Annotated in this window: 10 protein-coding genes and 1 pseudogene; 6 read left to right on the top strand and 5 right to left on the bottom strand. The window is 71.2% G+C overall.

Translation table 11 applies throughout. From position 1 onward, the window contains the following. Window positions 1-28 precede the first annotated feature (28 nt). Window positions 29-2149 (bottom strand): endo-1,4-beta-xylanase, encoded by a 2121-nt coding sequence (locus tag HAV39_RS21340; protein WP_239120118.1) that lies wholly within the window; start codon window positions 2147-2149, stop codon window positions 29-31. 189 nt (window positions 2150-2338) lie between these two features. Here HAV39_RS21340 and HAV39_RS21335 point away from each other — a divergent pair, with 189 nt between their 5' ends. Further along, window positions 2339-2983 carry a hemerythrin domain-containing protein gene (locus tag HAV39_RS21335; RefSeq protein WP_191840953.1) on the top strand — a complete coding sequence of 215 codons (645 nt, stop codon included), beginning with the start codon at window positions 2339-2341 and terminating at the stop codon, window positions 2981-2983. 177 nt (window positions 2984-3160) lie between these two features. Here HAV39_RS21335 and uvrB read toward each other — a convergent pair whose 3' ends face one another. Then, on the bottom strand, window positions 3161-5317 hold the full coding sequence (uvrB, locus tag HAV39_RS21330) for an excinuclease ABC subunit UvrB (RefSeq protein WP_191840952.1): 2157 nt from the start codon (window positions 5315-5317) through the stop codon (window positions 3161-3163). Window positions 5318-5707: 390 nt separating this feature from the next. Between uvrB and HAV39_RS21325 the strand changes: the two genes are divergently transcribed. After that, window positions 5708-7444 carry a hypothetical protein gene (locus HAV39_RS21325; RefSeq protein WP_191840951.1) on the top strand — a complete coding sequence of 579 codons (1737 nt, stop codon included), beginning with the start codon at window positions 5708-5710 and terminating at the stop codon, window positions 7442-7444. A gap of 174 nt (window positions 7445-7618) precedes the next feature. Here HAV39_RS21325 and coaE read toward each other — a convergent pair. Beyond that, window positions 7619-8206, bottom strand: a pseudogene (gene coaE, locus HAV39_RS21320) (dephospho-CoA kinase); the annotation flags it as partial. 244 nt (window positions 8207-8450) lie between these two features. Next, window positions 8451-9932 (bottom strand): 30S ribosomal protein S1, encoded by a 1482-nt coding sequence (rpsA, locus tag HAV39_RS21315; RefSeq protein ID WP_120316024.1) that lies wholly within the window; start codon window positions 9930-9932, stop codon window positions 8451-8453. 377 nt (window positions 9933-10309) lie between these two features. Between rpsA and HAV39_RS21310 the strand changes: the two genes are divergently transcribed. The 4 genes from HAV39_RS21310 to HAV39_RS21295 all read left to right on the top strand — a co-directional run bounded on the left by HAV39_RS21310 (window position 10310) and on the right by HAV39_RS21295 (window position 14716). Beyond that, entirely contained in the window at window positions 10310-11098 is a 789-nt protein-coding gene (locus tag HAV39_RS21310; protein WP_239120178.1) for a class I SAM-dependent methyltransferase, read from the top strand. 106 nt (window positions 11099-11204) lie between these two features. Further along, complete coding sequence (locus HAV39_RS21305) at window positions 11205-12674, top strand: amino acid permease (RefSeq protein WP_239120121.1); 1470 nt, start codon at window positions 11205-11207, stop codon at window positions 12672-12674. A gap of 190 nt (window positions 12675-12864) precedes the next feature. Further along, window positions 12865-14073 (top strand): S8 family peptidase, encoded by a 1209-nt coding sequence (locus tag HAV39_RS21300; protein ID WP_191840947.1) that lies wholly within the window; start codon window positions 12865-12867, stop codon window positions 14071-14073. Window positions 14074-14209: 136 nt separating this feature from the next. Next, window positions 14210-14716, top strand: coding sequence for a gluconokinase (locus tag HAV39_RS21295; RefSeq protein ID WP_239120123.1), 507 nt, complete (start codon window positions 14210-14212; stop codon window positions 14714-14716). Window positions 14717-14860: 144 nt separating this feature from the next. On the opposite strand, the gene polA is transcribed toward HAV39_RS21295, so the two are convergent. Beyond that, a complete protein-coding gene (gene polA, locus HAV39_RS21290; protein WP_191840946.1) occupies window positions 14861-17527 on the bottom strand; it encodes a DNA polymerase I in 2667 nt (888 codons plus the stop codon). Between the last annotated feature and the right edge of the window lie 72 nt (window positions 17528-17599).

Genomic DNA, 17599 nt, shown 5'->3' with positions numbered 1-17599 from the left:
TGACCGTGGCGGGTGCGCCGATCCGTGCTCAGCCGAGCACGCAGGTCGCTCCGTTCAGGGTGAACGTCGTCGGCGTGGCGTTGGTCCCGCTCCAGCTGCTGAGGAAGCCGAAGGAGGCGGTGCCGCCGTTCGCGCCGATGACGCCGTTCCAGGCCGCGTTGGTGATCGTCACGTTGGCGCCGCTCTGCGCGTACGTGCTGCTCCAGGACTGGTTGATCACCTGGCCGTTGGCGAAGGTCCAGCGCAGCGCCCAGCCGTTGACCGCCGCCGGGCCGACATTCGTGATCACCACGTCACCCTGGAACCCGGTGTTCCACTGGTTGGTGACGGTGTACTTCACCCGGCAGCCGCCGGTCGACGGCGAAGTGCTGACCGACGGGCTCGGCGAGGCGCTGGCGCTCGGCGACGCCGAGGGACTGCGCGACGCGCTCGGGCTCGGGCTCGGGCTCGGGCTCGGGCTCGGCGGGGCGCTGGCGCTCGGCGACGCCGACGGGCTGCGCGACGCGCTCGGACTGGGTGACGACGACGCGGACGTGCTCGGCGAGGCCGGTCCGGACGCCGACGGCGAGGCCGCGCCGATCACGGCCCAGTACGCCGGCTTGGCCTGCAGCTGCACGTCGAACAGCAGCGGGAAGTCCTTGCGGCTCACCGGGTAGCTGTCCAGCCAGGTCTCGTCGTCGGCCAGGCCCCAGAACGTCACCGAGGTGATGTTCGCCTTGTACTTGCGGTACACGTCGAACCAGGCCTTGTACCGCGCGGCCTGGCTGGTGAGCCGGTCCGCGGGCGGCGTGGTGAAGCTCTCCGAGCTGCTGGTGTAGATGCTGGTGTCCATCTCGGTGATCTGCTGCTCGACGCCGAGCGGAATGAACGTCGCGATCATCGAGTCGGTCTCCGCGCCGGTCGGCCAGGAGATGTTGCCGTGCTGCTGGTGGCCCACCCCGTCGATCGGCACCCCTTCGGCCTTCAGCTGCGCGACCAGGTTGTAGAGCTTGTCCCGCTTGGCCTGCACATTGGTGTTGTAGTCGTTGATGAACAGCTTCGCGTTCGGCGCGACCTGCCGGGCGACCCGGAACGCGGTGCGGATGTAGTCCAGCCCGGTGATCGTGTACCAGGTGCTGCGGCGCAGGCCGTCCGACTGGTTCTCGTCGATGACCTCGTTGACCACGTCCCACGCGGAGACGTCGCCGGCGTACCGGCCGCCGACCGCGCGGATGTGCGCCTCCAGCCGGGCCAGCAGCAGCGTCTTGTTGGCCGCGGTGGCGGTCATCGGCTGTCCGCTGGCGTCGTTGAACACCCAGGCCGGGGTCTGGTTGTGCCAGACGAACGTGTGCCCGCGCACCTTCATGCCGTTGGCCCGGGCGAACGCGACGATCGCGTCGGCGTCGGTGTAGTTGAACACCCCTTCGGTGGGCTCGGTCGCGTCCCACTTCATCGCGTTGCCCGCGGTCACCGAGTTGAAGTGCTTGGCCAGCAGCTGGCCGCGCTCGGCGAGCAGCTGCGGGCGACCGACCGCCGCGCCGATCGGGAAGTCATTGGCGAACACCGTCTTCAGCGACGGGATGTCGGTCTGGATCGGACTGGCCGGCAGGTAGGACAGGCTGAAGTCGTCGAGGTGGAACGACGCCGTGCCGCTGACCGTCTCGACGTACACGGCGAAGAAGTCGGCGTCGTTGGCGAGCGTGTAGCCGCCGGTCAGCTGGGTCCAGCCGCCGTCGGTGACGGTGGTGCTGTTGACGACCTGCTCGTAGTTGGCGGTGCCCTGCCAGCGGCGTTCGACGCTCATGCGCAGCTGCACGCTGCCCGCGCCCGCGGCGGCACGCGCCCAGACGGAGTACGTGTAGCGGGTGCCGCGGGTGACGGTGGCCAGCAGGTCCCGGCTGGGGCCGTTCCAGGACGCGGTGCGGCCCGAGGTCAGCAGGCTGCGGCTGCCCGCATGTGCGACGGCGGTGCTGTTCTCGACGGCCTCGACGGTGCCGCGCCGGGCCCAGCCCTGGCTGGTGCCGTCCTCGAAGTCGCTGGTCAGCACGGTTATCGGGTCGGCGGCGCGGCCGGGGGTGGGCAGGCTCGCGACGACGATCGCGAGCGCGGACAGGGTCAGCATGAGCAGGGCGAGCGTGGCACGCCCCGCTCTGGAGGAGAGTGTGGGCACGGTGGGGATCCTGTTCCGGGAGGATTCATGCGCGAACGGATGCACACCACTGCCCTTGGTGGCCGGACCGGCCACGCCGAGAACTGACCGCCGGAGCCCGGAGGCGATCGGCGTCGATGCTATGAGGTCCGGCAGGCCCCGTCAATCGACCGAGGTTTGCCTGTGCCCGCCCGCGGGTAGCACCGCGACATGAGCGCTGAGCTGCCACCACTACCGCCCCTGTCCCCCGAAGCCGAGGCCCAGTACACCCCCGCCGGGCAGAGCATCGTCGACATGCTGGCCGACGAGCACCGGCAGATCACCCGCCTGTCGGCGGAGCTGGCCACCGAGGCCCCGACGGCCTCACCGGCCAGGCGCCGCCAGGTCGCCGAGGTGGTGACCGCGGTCGTCAGCCGCCACCTCGCGGCCGAGGAGCAGTACCTGTTGCCGACCGTGAAGAATCTCTTCCCCGACGGCGACGACCTGGTCTCCCGGGAGCTCGCCGAGGACGGCGCGATCCGCCAGGTGCTGCAGACGCTGTCGGTCATGCCGACCGAGGACGAGGGCTTCCAGCACCTCGCCCTGGAGGTCGACGCCCACCTGCGCCGCCACAAGCACACCGCCGACCGCCGCATCCACGGCCGACTGAAGGAACTCGCCGATGACGACGAGCTGATCCGCCTGGGCAACCGGGCCGCGATCGCCGAGGAGGCGGCGGGCACCCGCCCCCACCCCAAGTCCCCGAGCACCCCGCCCTGGAACAAGGTCGTCGACCCGATGCTCGGCGTCGCCGACAAGCTCCGCGACGCCGTCACCGGCCGCCCCACCTACCCCGACCAGCTCGACCCCCGGTGACCCCCGCCCCACCCCGCTGCCGCAACTCTTAAAGACCCGCGCACTCCCGGCCGTCCGGAAGGCGCGGGTCTTTAAGGGTTGCGGCCCCGGACGGCCAGGGCGGCGGCCTGGGGGGCGGAGACGGCGCGGCCCGCCGCGCCGGGTGGCGGGCGGGCCGCGTGTGGGCGGGCGGGCCGGTCAGGCGCCGGCGTCCATCTGGCGGAGTTCCTTCTTCAGCTCGGTGATCTCGTCGCGGATGCGCGCGGCCAGCTCGAACTGCAGCTCGGCCGCGGCGGCCAGCATCTGGTCGGTCAGCTCCGTGATCAGCTTGGCCAGCTCGACGCGGGCCATGCCCTCGGACGCGGCGACCACCGCGCCCCGCTTCTCCGAGGTGGTGCGCGCCTTCGAGCGCGTGCCCGGCGTCGGCGCCTTGCCGCGCGACATCTGCCGGCCCGACCCGCCGATGATGTGCCCGCCAGGCCCGTGCCCGGCCAGCGCGTTCTCGGTGTCCTCAGCCTCGCGGTAGATGTCGTCCAGGATGTCGTGGATCCGCTTGCGCAGCGGCTGCGGGTCCACGCCGTGCGCCTCGTTGTAGGCCACCTGCTTGGCCCGGCGCCGGTTCGTCTCGTCGATCGCCGACGCCATCGACGGAGTGATCTTGTCGGCGTACATGTGGACCTCGCCGGACACGTTGCGCGCGGCCCGGCCGATGGTCTGGATCAGCGAGGTGCCGCTGCGCAGGAAGCCCTCCTTGTCCGCGTCGAGGATCGCCACCAGCGACACCTCGGGCAGGTCCAGGCCCTCGCGCAGCAGGTTGATGCCGACCAGCACGTCGAACTCGCCGATGCGCAGCTCCTTGAGCAGCTCCACCCGGCGCAGCGTGTCCACCTCGGAGTGCAGGTAGCGCACCCGGATGCCGTTCTCCAGCAGGTAGTCGGTGAGGTCCTCGGACATCTTCTTGGTCAGCGTGGTGACCAGCACCCGCTCGTCGCGCTCGGTGCGCACCCGGATCTCGTGCATCAGGTCGTCGATCTGGCCCTTGGTCGGCTTCACCACCACCTGCGGGTCGACCAGGCCGGTCGGGCGGATCACCTGCTCGACGAACTCGCCCTGCGCCTGCTTGAGCTCCCACGGCCCCGGGGTCGCGGACAGGAAGACCATCTGGCCCACCCGCTCCAGGAACTCGTCGAAGCGCAGCGGCCGGTTGTCCTGCGCGCTGGGCAGCCGGAAGCCGTGCTCGACCAGCACCCGCTTGCGGGAGGCGTCGCCCTCGTACATGCCGCCGATCTGCGGGATGGTCACGTGCGACTCGTCGATGACGGTCACGAAGTCGTCGGGGAAGTAGTCGAGCAGGGCGTGCGGCGGGCTGCCCTGCTCGCGGCCGTCGATGTGGCGCGAGTAGTTCTCGATGCCGTTGCAGAAGCCGACCTGGCGCATCATCTCCAGGTCGTACGTGGTGCGCATGCGCAGCCGTTGCGCCTCCAGCAGCTTGCCCTGCTGGTCGAGCTCGGCCAGGCGCTCCTCCAGCTCGGCCTCGATGCCGGCGATCGCCCGCTCCATGCGCTCCGGCCCGGCCGCGTAGTGCGTCGCCGGGAAGATCATCATCTCGGTGACGTCCTTGATCACGTCGCCGGTGAGCGGGTGCAGGTAGGACAGCCGCTCGATCTCGTCGCCGAAGAACTCGATGCGCAGCGCCAGTTCCTCGTACGCCGGGATGATCTCCAGGGTGTCGCCGCGGACCCGGAAGGTGCCCCGGTTGAACGCCATGTCGTTGCGCGCGTACTGGATCTCGACCAGGCGGCGCAGCAGCTTGTCCCGGTCGATCTCCTCGCCGACCTTCACCTTGACCGCGCGCTCCAGGTATTCCTGCGGCGTGCCCAGGCCGTAGATCGCGGAGACCGTGGCGACCACGATGACGTCGCGGCGGGTCAGCAGGGACATCGTCGCCGAGTGGCGCAGCCGCTCCACCTCCTCGTTGATCGAGGAGTCCTTCTCGATGTAGGTGTCCGTCTGCGGGATGTACGCCTCGGGCTGGTAGTAGTCGTAGTAGCTGACGAAGTACTCCACCGCGTTGTTGGGCATCAGCTCGCGGAACTCCTTGGCCAGCTGGGCGGCCAGGGTCTTGTTCGGGGCCATCACCAGCGCCGGGCGCTGCAGCTTCTCGATGAGCCAGGCCGTGGTCGCCGACTTGCCCGTGCCGGTCGCGCCGAGCAGCACCGAGTGCTTGTCGCCGCGGCGCACCCGCTTGGCGAGCTCCTCGATGGCGGTGGGCTGGTCACCGGCGGGCACATAGTCGCTGATGACCTGGAACGTCCCGTCCAGGCGGGGGATCGTGGCGGCAACGGTCTCACTCATGTGACCCAACCTACGCCCGGCGTGTGACACTCGCGCGAGCCGATGTGCAGGTACGCGGGGCTAGTGTGACGGTAGGTGAGTGACCGGCTCCAATATTGCGATTGTGTGTCATCAATCACCGCGATACCGTCATGTGGTAGGCCGTTCGCGGCGGCCGTCCCAGGGAGACCGGACCTCCACACCGGCCGGTTGTCACCTCTGGCGCACCGGTAGCAGCCTCGATCCGCCCCACCGCAGGATCGATGAGCGCACCGCTGCGGTCGCGCACACTGTGTGCGCCGACCGGCCGCCGCGGGCGGTCTTGACGTATCCGCCCAGCCCCGAGCACCCGACGGCGACCCTGACCGGTTTGGCACGTCACCTCACCCCCGCCGGCCCGTTGCATTTGCCGTGGGAACCTCGACCAACGGACGACGCCGGATCCTCCATCTCCTCGCCGCGGGCGGGCTCCTGCTGGGCCTCACCGCGACCCTGACCGGCGGCCTGGCCTCCTGCTCGGCGGACAAACCCGCCGCGGAGGCCAGCCGCCCGCTGAACAAGGCCGAGCTCGAGCGCCTGGCCGGCATGCGCGCGCGCAACTTCGCCGACGGCCGGGTCGGCCTGCGCGGCACCATCGGGCCGGGCAGCCGCCAGACCAAGGTCGACGGCTGGGTCGACTGGAAACGCCAGCTGGTCTACCTGTCCGTGTCCGGGACCGGAGCCGGGGCGAGCACGGTGCTGATCCAGGCCACGCCCGGGGTGGTGGCGATGCGCCCCGGCGCGCTGCCCGCGCCCGCAGCGTCGGGTCCCGCACCGGAGTCGGCCCGCGAGTCCGCCTCGCCCGCCGCGGCGTCGCCCGCCGCACCGGCCGCGGTCCCGGCCGGAAAGCCGCCGCTGACCGCGCCGGAGGACGGCTGGCGGGTACGCCCGCTGCAGCTCGGCGGCGACGAGGAGCGGCCGATCGACAACCTGGTCGCGTTCCTGTTCCTGCTGGCCAAGCAGGAGGCCGACCCGACCGGTCCGCTCGGCGAACTGCGCAACGAGTGGGTCCGCCGCGACACGTTCGAGGGCGCCCCGGTGGACGTGCTGCTCGGCCCGGCGCTGCTGCCGCAGGCCGCGCCGAGTGCGGCGCCGTCGGCGTCCGCCGTGCCCTCCCCCTCCGCGGCCGCCTCGGCCGGGGTGTCCGCCTCCGCGGCGACCGCTCCGCGCACGGAGGCGACCACCGCGCCGTCCCCGGGCGACGCCTCGCCCGCCCCGTCCCCGGGCAGTGGCGCCTCGGCCGGCACGGACCAGGCCGCCAAGGCGAGCGGCAGCCCGTCGCCCGCCCCCGACCCGAAGTCGCTGGAGGCCAACGGCGGCGCGGTCGGCTACTGGCTGGACGCCAAGGGCGCGCTGGTGCGCCTGGAGACGGTGCTCGGCGACGGCCTGCCGTCCGTGCTCGATCTGCAGCGCGGCCAGCAGCAGGAGTTCGTGCGCACGATGGCGCTCGGCGGGCGCGACCACAAGCCGACCGAGATCACCAAGGCCGAGGCGAAGGTGCTGTCGCAGCTGCGCCAGCGCAACCTGAAGGCCCGGGGCGGCGCGGTCACCGTGACCATGCCGGTCCTGCCCGGCGCGCTGCGGACCGGCAAGGGCTGGCTGGACTGGCAGAAGCGGCTGGCGTACCTGGCGGTGCGCGACGTCGACGACGAGAGCTACGACGTGCTGCTGCACGCCGACCGCACCGGCATATCCATCCGCAAGCCCGGCAAGCGCGTGCCCGAGCAGCCGCCGCTGCCCGCGCCGACGGGCAAGTGGGAGCGGGCCGAGTGGGTGGTGCTGGGCAGCTCCGGCGAGATCACGGACATGGACTACCTGATCTACGAGGCGCTGTCGCTGGCCGCCAACGTCCCGGACGACGCGGATCACATTCGCGAGCACGGCCGCCGGCTGCGCGTCGACGTGCTGAACAAGGTGCCGGTAGGCGTGTTCGAGCTGCCCAGCGCGGTCGAGACCAACGTGCCCGCGGGACAGGCCCGGATGCGCTACTGGGTCGACAACGCCGGGGTGCTCAAGCGGCTGGAGCTGCGTACCGCCACGGGTGGTTTCGCCCAGCTCGACCTGGACCTGAACGAGAAGTCGCCGAACCTGCCGATGAAGGTCAAGTAGCCGGTCCCCCGGCTGATCGAGGCCCGTGCCGCCGCCGCGGCGCGGGCCTCTTCCCGTGCGGCCCACCCATGATCGCCCGACTTGCCCGGCACCTGTGCGTATCTTGAGCGCCCATTCGCCCACCTGCCTGGCAAGTCGGGCGATCATGGCGTTGCGGGGCGGACGGCCGGGTCAGGGGTGAAGGCGGGTCTGCCAGACCTCGTCGACGGCGGCGCGCAGGTCGGCCAGGGTGCCGTCGTTGACGATGGCCACGTCGGCTGCGGCGCGGCGCTGCTCGTCGGTGGCCTGCGCCGCGATGCGGGCCCGCGCCTCGGCCTCGGTCATGCCGCGGTCGCGCACCAGCCGGGCCACCCGGGTCGCCTCGTCCGCGAAGACCACGATCACCAGCTCGTACTGCCCGGCCAGGCCGGCTTCGATCAGCAGCGGCACGTCGTTGACGACCACCGTGCCGGGCGGCGCGGCGGCGGCCAGCTCGGCGGTGCGGGCCCGCACGCGCGGGTGGATGATCGCCTCCAGGTCGCGGCGGGCCTGCTCGTCGCCGAAGACGAGCTTGCCGAGCGCGGGCCGGTCGAGCGCGCCGTCCGGCCCGAGCACCTGCGGCCCGAACCGCGCGACCACCTCGGCCAGCCCGTCCGTGCCCGGCGCGACGGCCTCCCGGGCCAGCCGGTCGGAGTCGATCACCACCGCGCCCAGCTCGGCCAGCCGCGCCGCCACCGCACTCTTACCGGATCCGATCCCGCCGGTCAGCCCCACCCATCGCACCGCCCCATGCTCGCACCCGCCCGCGCGCGCCGCCGGGCCGGGCCCTTCCAAGATCGTTCGACTTGCCAGGCAAGTGGGCGAATGGGCGCTCAAGATACGCACAGGTGCCAGGCAAGTCGGGCGATCATGCGGCGCACGGCCGGGCGGTGGGCCCGGCCGAGGCTTCGGGGTACGCGAAGAGGGCGGCCCCCGACTCCGTGGAGTCGGGGGCCGCCCTGTGTGCTACTCAGGCGCGAGGCGAACCTCAGGCCTTGCCGCCCGCCAGCTTCTCGCGAAGCGCGGCCAGGGCCTCGTCGGTGGCGAGGGTGCCGCTGGGCTCCTCCGCCGCCTTGGCCGGGGCCGGGGTCGAGGTCGACACGTTGCCGGACGGCACCTCGGACGCGGCAGCGGCGTCGGCCGCCCGCGAGGTGACGACCTGCTTGGTGTGCGCCTCCCAGCGCGCGCGGGCGTCAGCGTACTGCTGCTCCCACACCTCGCGCTGCTTCTCGTAGCCCTCGAGCCACTCGCCCGTCTCCGGGTCGAAGCCCTCGGGGTAGATGTAGTTGCCCTCGTTGTCGTACGTCGCGGCCATGCCGTAGAGGGTCGGGTCGAAGTGCTCCTCGCCCTCGACGAAGCCCTCGTTGGCCTGCTTGAGCGACAGCGAGATGCGGCGACGCTCGAGGTCGATGTCGATGACCTTGACCATCACGTCGGAGCCGACCTGAACGACCTGCTCCGGGATCTCCACGTGGCGCTCGGCCAGCTCGGAGATGTGCACCAGGCCCTCGATGCCGTCCTCGACCCGGACGAACGCACCGAACGGCACCAGCTTGGTGACCTTACCCGGCACGATCTGCGTGATCGCGTGGGTACGGGCGAACTGACGCCACGGGTCCTCCTGGGTCGCCTTGAGCGACAGGGAGACGCGCTCGCGGTCCAGGTCCACGTCGAGAACCTCGACCTCGACCTCGGTGCCGACCTCGACGACCTCGGACGGGTGGTCGATGTGCTTCCAGGACAGCTCGGAGACGTGCACCAGACCGTCCACGCCGCCCAGGTCCACGAAGGCGCCGAAGTTGACGATCGAGGACACGACGCCCTTGCGGACCTGGCCCTTCTGGAGCTTGTTCAGGAACTCGGTGCGCACCTCGGACTGGGTCTGCTCGAGGTAGGCCCGGCGGGACAGGACCACGTTGTTGCGGTTCTTGTCCAGCTCGATGATCTTCGCCTCGAGCTCGCGGCCGACGTACGGCTGCAGGTCGCGGACGCGGCGCATCTCGACGAGCGAGGCCGGCAGGAAGCCCCGCAGGCCGATGTCGAGGATGAGGCCACCCTTGACCACCTCGATGACGGAGCCACGGACGACGCCGTCGTCTTCCTTGATCTTCTCGATGGTGCCCCACGCCCGCTCGTACTGCGCGCGCTTCTTGGAGAGGATCAGACGCCCCTCCTTGTCCTCCTTCTGGAGGACCAGGGCCTCGATGTGATCACCGACGGTGACGACCTCAGCAGGGTCCACATCGTGCTTGATCGACAACTCACGCGAGGGGATGACGCCCTCGGTCTTGTAGCCGATGTCGAGCAGGACCTCGTCCCGGTCGACCTTGACGACGGTGCCTTCGACAATGTCGCCGTCGTTGAAGTACTTGATGGTCTCGTCGATCGCGGCGAGGAATGCCTCCTCAGAGCCGAGATCGTCGATGGTGACCCTGTTGGCGCTCGAGGTGGCCTCGATGCTGCTCGTCATGTGGACTGTTGCTCCGTCGGATGGATGTTCAGTGTGACCCAGTGGGTGTTCCACTGCCGCTCCCGCTCGCCTACGCTCCGGTGATCCGGCGCGCTACGGGTCTGCTCCATGCCGAGAACCGCGGACGTGCGAGTGCATCGAACAGCTTACCGTGCCCATTACCACACGACGCAACCCCACCCCTCCCGTGACGCTCCCCTCTTCCTGATTCGCGGGGCTCCACGGCGATTGCGGGCGAATTGTTCCGTGCGTCACACCCGGTGAGTCGCCCCCGGACGACCGGCTCGTACGCTGTCCGGGTGGAGATCCATTCTGCCGGTGACGACGACCTCGACCTCGCGCACGACGGCCCCGACGACGTCGCCTCCGGACCCGGCGTGACCCGCCGCCCGGTCACCGCCGCGGAGAACCTGCGCGCCTCCCGCGGCTGGTGGGACGCCGACGCCGACAACTACCAGTCCGAGCACGGCGAGTTCCTCGGCGAGGCCGACTTCGTGTGGTGCCCGGAGGGGCTGCGCGAGGCCGACGCCAAGCTGCTCGGCGACGTCGCCGGCCGCCGGGTGCTGGAGCTGGGCTGCGGCGCGGCGGCCGCGGCCCGCTGGCTGGCCGCGCAGGGCGCCGACGTGGTGGCGATGGACCTGTCCGCGGGCATGCTGCGCCACGCCGAGCAGGCCGCCGCGCGCACCGGCCTCACCGTGCCGCTGGTGCAGGCCGACGCGAGCGCGCTGCCCTTCGCCGACGGGGCCTTCGACGTCGCCTGCACCGCGTTCGGCGCGGTGCCGTTCGTCGACGACTCGGCGCTGGTCATGCGCGAGGTGTACCGGGTGCTCAAGCCGGGCGGGCGCTGGGTCTTCTCGGTCACCCACCCGATGCGCTGGATCTTCCTCGACGACCCCACCGAGGGCGGCCTGCGGGCGGTGCACTCCTACTTCGACCGCCGCCCCTACGTCGAGTACGACGAGCACGGCGCGGCGACCTACGTCGAGCACCACCGCACCATGGGCGACCGGCTGCGCGAACTGCTCGGCGCGGGCTTCACCCTGGTCGACCTGATCGAGCCGGAGTGGCCCGAGGGCCACGAGCAGATCTGGGGCCAGTGGTCCCCGCTGCGCGGCCGCCTCTTCCCCGGCACCGCCATCTTCGTGGCCGCGAAGCCGTCCGACTGACCGGCGCAATTGCACTTTTCGCGAAACCGCGCGGAGGGGGCGACGCCGGGCGGATGATCAGGGCGTGGCAATGGGGATATTCAGGACAAAGCGCATCGAAGCCGAGATGGCCGAGACGGTGGAGCCTGAACACAGGCTCAAGAAGAACCTGACCACCCTCGACCTGATCATCTTCGGCGTCGCCGTGATCATCGGCACCGGCATCTTCGTGCTGACCGGCCGGCAGGCCGCGGTCAACGCCGGCCCGGCGATCGTGATCTCGTTCGTGGTGGCCGGCATCGTCTGCGCCCTGGCGGCGCTCTGCTACGCCGAGTTCGCCTCGACCGTGCCGGTGGCCGGTTCGGCCTACACCTACTCCTACGCGACCCTGGGCGAGATCGTCGCCTGGATCATCGGGTGGGACCTGGTGCTCGAACTGGGCCTGGGCGCCGCGGTGGTGGCGCGCGGCTGGTCGGCGTACCTGGCGAACCTGCTCAGCCTGCCCGCCTGGGTAGCCGGAGAGAAGGCGATCCCCGACTTCGGGGCGATCTTCATCGTCGCGGTCTGCACCATCCTGGGCGTGCTCGGCACGAAGCTGTCCAGCCGGGTCTCCGGCGTGCTGGTCGCGATCAAGGTGGCCGTGGTGCTGCTGGTGATCGTCGTGGGCGCCTTCTTCATCAAGTTCGCCAACTACAAGCCGTTCATCCCGCCGACCGAGCCGGCCGCGCAGACCGGAGCCGGGGTCTGGCACACCCCGCTCTCCCAGCTGCTGCTCGGCATCGAGCCGGTGCATTTCGGCATCCCCGGCATCCTTGCCGCCGCCGCGATCGTCTTCTTCGCCTACATCGGGTTCGACATCGTGGCGACCACCGCCGAGGAGGTGCGCAACCCGCAGCGGGACATGCCCCGCGGCATCATCGGCTCGCTGGTCATCTGCACCCTGCTCTACGTGCTGGTCTCCCTGGTGATCACCGGCATGGTGCACTACACCGAACTGGCCGTCGACGCGCCGCTGGCGCACGCCTTCGACGTGGTCGGCCAGCCCTGGGTCGCCAAGCTCATCTCGCTCGGCGCGATCTGCGGCATCACCACCGTGGTGCTGGTGCTGCTGCTCGGCCAGGTGCGCGTGCTGTTCGCGATGTCCCGCGACGGCCTGCTGCCGGTCGGCATGGCCAGGGTGCACCGCACGTACGGCACCCCGTACCTGATCACCATCGGGGTCGGCGTCCTCATCGCCCTGCTGGCCGCGTTCATCCCGCTGGAGAAGCTGTCCGAGCTGGTCAGCATCGGCACCCTGTTCGCCTTCTTCGTGGTGGCGCTCGGCGTGATCGTGCTGCGCAAGACCCGGCCCGACCTGCACCGCCCGTTCCGCGTGCCGTGGGTGCCACTGCTGCCGATCCTGGCCGCGCTGGCGAGCCTGTGGCTGATGCTCAACCTGCCCGTCGACACCTGGGTGCGCTTCGCGGTCTGGATGCTCATCGGTTTCGTCATCTACTTCGTCTACAGCTACCACCACAGCCGCGAGCGGCCCGGCATCCGCTACGACGCGGAGCACGCGCGGACCTACGAGCAGAAGCCCGGCCCGCCGCCGGACTGACCGCCCGCCGCGACCGGTCCCGGACCTCCAGGTGCCGCCCCGAACGGGGCGGCACCTGCTTGCTGCGCCCGCCACGCCTGTCGAGCCTGACACATCCGCGGTCATGCATTGATTCTTGTAACAACGTCTATGTATTCTCCGAGCCAGCTGCCGTCCAAACAGGACGGCCTCTGGCTCCGGGGAGGAAGACGTGCCAACCAACCGGCCTTGGCGTGCCCGCCTACTGGCATTCGCCGCGATCACCGCCACCACCCTGGCCACCGCCGTGGCCCTGCCGTCACCCGCACTCGCCGCCGGCGCGCCCTACCGGGCCGTCCCGGTCCCGATCACCGCCCCCGCCGCCTCCGCGGACACCACCGTCATCCCCGGCGCCTACCTGGTCACCTTCCGCGCGGGCGCGGACCGCGGGATCGCGCTGCGGGCCTTGCGGACCACGGCCCGCCTCGACTTCGGGGCCACCGTCAACGGCTTCGCCGCCGAGCTGACCGCCGCCCAGGTGCGCGAGCTGTCGCACAGCGCCGACGTGCTGGCCATCGAGCGCGACGCCTGGCACCGCAACGTGCTCGACACCACGCAGACCAGCCCACCCGCGTGGGGCATCGACCGCATCGACCAGAACGCGCTGCCGCTGTCGGCCAGCTACAGCTACACCGCCACCGGCGCGGGCGTGCACGCGTACATCATCGACTCGGGCGTCGACGCCTCCCACCCGAACTTCGGTGGCCGCGCCCAGTTCAACTACAACGCGGTGGACAGCAACAACACCGACTGCAACGGCCACGGCACGCACGTGGCGGGCACCATCGGCGCCACCTCGTACGGTGTGGCGAAGGCCGCGACCCTGCACGGCGTGAAGTGGCTCAACTGCGCCGGCAGCGGCACCACGTCCGGGGCCGTCGCCGCGGTCAACTGGGTGCGCACCAACCACGTCAAGCCGGCCGTGGCCAACACCTCGTGGAACATGACGTACAGCGCGACGCTGGCCACCGCGCTGACCAACCTGATGAACGCGGGCGTCTTCCTGGCCACGTCAGCCGGCAACACCGGCGGCAACTCGTGCGACCGGCTGCCCCGCAACCTGACCGCGGCGCTCGTGGTCGCGGCGACCACGTCCACCGACGCCCGCGCCAGCTACTCCTCCACCGGTTCCTGCGTCGACGTCTACGGCCCCGGCTCGGCCATCGTGTCCACCCTGCCCGGCAACACCACCGGCAGCTACAACGGCACCTCGATGTCCACCCCGCACGCCGCCGGCATCGCCGTGCTCTACAAGGCGACGTACGGCGACGCGAGCCAGGCGACCATCCACGCCTGGGTCGTCGACAACGCCACCACGGGCGTCGTCACCGGCAGCCTCTCCGGCACGCCGAACCGCCTGCTGAACAAGCGGACCCTGTAAAGGGTCCGCGCGCACCGGGTGTGCCTCCACCCGCCCGGTGCGCGCCGCTCCGGCCGTGGGTCCCGCCGCGCGGCCGGAGCGGCGCTCCACCCGTGTCCGCCGACCGGCGACGGCGCGCTGAGCTAGTGTCACGATCGTGAGCGCCTCGACCGTACTCGTCATGGGAGTCTCCGGCAGCGGCAAGAGCACTGTCGGCACGCGGCTGGCCGAGCGCCTCGGCGCCGTCTACGCCGACGGTGACGACCTGCATCCCCAGGCCAACGTGCAGAAGATGTCGGCGGGCATCCCGCTGACCGACGCAGACCGCGCACCCTGGCTGCGCCTGTGCGCCCAGTGGCTGGCCGAGCAGCAGGATGAGGGCATCCCCGCGGTGCTGGCCTGCTCGGCGCTCAAACGCTCCTATCGCGACCTGCTGCGCGAGGCCGCACCCGGCCTGGCCGTCGTGTACCTCGACGGCTCGCACGAACTGCTGGCCTCACGCCTGTCGAACCGCCCCGGGCACTTCTTCAACCCGCGCCTGCTCGACTCCCAGCTCGCCGACCTGGAGAAGCCCGGCGACGACGAGTCCGCGATCGTCATCCCGATCACGCTGACCCCGGACGAGATCATCGACCAGGCCACGGCCGCCCTGTCCCGAGCCTGAACCCCGGCCCGGCTAGGCCCGAGCCGTTTCGATCATGAGGTTGTGCCGCCGACACGCCGCCGAGCCGTGCCATAAGTTCATGATCATCGCGGTAGGGGGCGGGCTGGCCCGGCGGGGCCGGGTGGGCCGGCCCCGCCGGGGTGGTCAGTGGTCGGCTTCGTTCCAGTCGTGGCCGGCGCCGACGGAGACCTCCAGGGGGACGGACAGGTCGACGGCGGTGCCCATCTCGCGGCGGACCAGCGCCTCCAGGGTCTCCCGCTCGCCCGCGGCGACCTCGAACACGAGCTCGTCGTGGACCTGCAGCAGCATCCGCGAGGTCAGGCCCTCGGCCCGCAGCGCCCTGTCGACCCGCAGCATGGCCAGCTTGATGACATCGGCGGCCGAGCCCTGGATCGGGGCGTTGAGCGCCATGCGCTCGGCCATCTCGCGCCGCTGCCGGTTGTCGCTGACCAGGTCGGGCAGGAAGCGGCGGCGGCCCAGGATGGTGGCCGTGTAGCCGTCCTTGCGTGCCTGGTCGACGACCGCGTGCAGGTAGTCGCGCACGCCGCCGAAGCGGGCGAAGTAGTCCTCCATGAGCCCGGTCGCCTCGGCCGTGGAGATGCCCAGCTGCTGCGACAGCCCGTACGCGGACAGGCCGTACGCCAGCCCGTACGACATGGCCTTGATCCTGCGCCGCTGCTCGGCGGTGACCTCGTCGGTCGCGAAGACCTTCGACGCGACCGTGGTGTGCAGGTCCTCGCCGGTGGCGAACGCCTCGATCAGGCCCGCGTCCTGCGACAGGTGCGCCATGATGCGCATCTCGATCTGGCTGTAGTCGGCCGTCAGCAGCGACTCGAAGCCCGGCCCGACCACGAAGGCGCGGCGGATGCGCCGGCCCTCCTCGGTGCGGATCGGCACGTTCTGCAGGTTCGGGTCGGTGCTGGACAGCCGGCCGGTGGCCGCCACCGTCTGGAAGAACGTGGTGTGGATCCGGCCGTCGTCGCTGACCGACTTGAGCAGGCCGTCCACCGTGGACTTCAGCTTGGCGACGTCGCGGTGGCGCAGCAGGTGCTCCAGCACCGGGTGCCCGGTCTGCGCGAACAGCCACTGCAGCGCGTCGGCGTCGGTGGTGTACCCCGTCTTGATCTTCTTGGTCTTGGGCAGGTTCAGCTCGCCGAACAGGATCTCCTGCAGCTGCTTGGGCGAACCGAGGTTGAACTCGCGGCCGACGTCGCCGTACGCGGCCTGCGCCGCCGCCTTCACCTCGCCCGCGAACTGCGCCTCCAGCTCGGTCAGGTAGTCGGTGTCGGCGGCGATGCCGACCCGCTCCATCGCGGCCAGCACCGGCACCAGCGGCAGCTCCACGTCGGCCAGCAGCCGCTCGCCGTCGCCGCGGTCCAGCTCCCCGCCCAGCGCGTCGACCAGGTCGAGCGTCGCCCGGGCGCGCAGCATCAGCGCCTCCTCGGCGGCGTGGTCGGCGGTGCCGTCACCGAAGTCCAGCGCCAGCTGGCCGGTGTCGTTCGCCTCCGCCCGCAGCTCCCGGTGCAGGTAGCGCACCGCCAGATCGGCCAGGTCGTAGGAACGCTGATCGGGACGGGCCAGGTAGGCCGCGAGCGCGGTGTCGTGGGTCAGGCCGTGCAGCTCCCAGCCGCGGGCCTGCAGGGCCAGCAGGGCGGGCTTGGCGTCGTGCAGCACCTTCGGCTTGGCCGGGTCGGCCAGCCAGGCCGCCAGCGCCGCGTCGTCGGCGGGCTCCAGCCCCGTCGGGTCGACCCACACGGCGGCGTGGTCGGCGGCCAGCGCCAGCCCCGTCAGCGTGCCCGTGCCCCGGCCGAACGTGCCGGCCACGGCGATGCCGACCGGGCCGGTCACCTGCTCGCCGAGCCAGGCCGCCAGCGCGCCGGGCTCGGTGAGCACGGTGCCGTCGATGTCGAAACCGGCCTCGGCCTCCGGCTCGGCGGTGTCGAGGTACTGGTACAGCCGGTCGCGTAGCACGCGGAACTGCAGCGTGTCGAAGACCTGATGCACGGCCTCGCGGTCCCAGGTCGTCCAGTGCGTCGACGGCACGTCCAGCGGCAGGTCGAGGTCGTCGCGCAGCAGGTTGATCTGCTGGTTGCGCATCACCCCGGCCAGGTGCTCGCGCAGGCTCTCCCCCGCCTTGCCCTTGATCTCGTCGACCCGGGCGATGACGCCCTCCAGGCCGTCGTACTGGTTGATCCACTTGGCGGCGGTCTTCGGGCCCACGCCCGGCACGCCGGGCAGGTTGTCGCTGGACTCGCCCACCAGCGCGGCCAGGTCGCGGTAGCGCTCCGGGCCCACGCCGTACTTCTCCAGCACCGCCGCCGGGTCCATCCGGGCCAGGTCGGACACGCCCTTGCGCGGGTACAGCACCGTGACGTCCTTGGTGACCAGCTGGTAGGCGTCACGGTCGCCGGTGCAGATCAGCACCCGCATGCCGGCCTCGCGGCCCTGCCGGGCGAGCGTGGCGATGATGTCGTCAGCCTCGTATCCCGCCAGCTGCACGTGCTTGACCTGCAGCGCGTCCAGCACCTCCTGGACCAGGCTGACCTGCCCCTTGAAGTCCGTCGGCGTCTCCGAGCGGCCGGCCTTGTACTCGGCGTACTGCTCGGTGCGGAACGACTGCCGCGACACGTCGAACGCCACGGCGATGTGCGTGGGCTTCTCGTCGCGCAGCACGTTGATCAGCATCGAGGTGAAGCCGTACACGGCGTTGGTGGGCTGCCCCGTCGACGTCGAGAAGTTCTCCACCGGCAGCGCGAAGAACGCCCGGTAAGCCAGCGAATGCCCATCAAGCAGCAGCAGCGTCTCAGTCACCCGAAGAGCTTATGCCCTCCCCCCGACGCCCCCACCCCGCGCCGCCACCCCACCCCGCACCACCCGCGCCCC

Source organism: Catellatospora chokoriensis, from assembly GCF_011297315.1.
Lineage (GTDB): Bacteria > Actinomycetota > Actinomycetes > Mycobacteriales > Micromonosporaceae > Catellatospora > Catellatospora citrea.
This window is presented reverse-complemented; position numbering and strand designations above follow the sequence as displayed.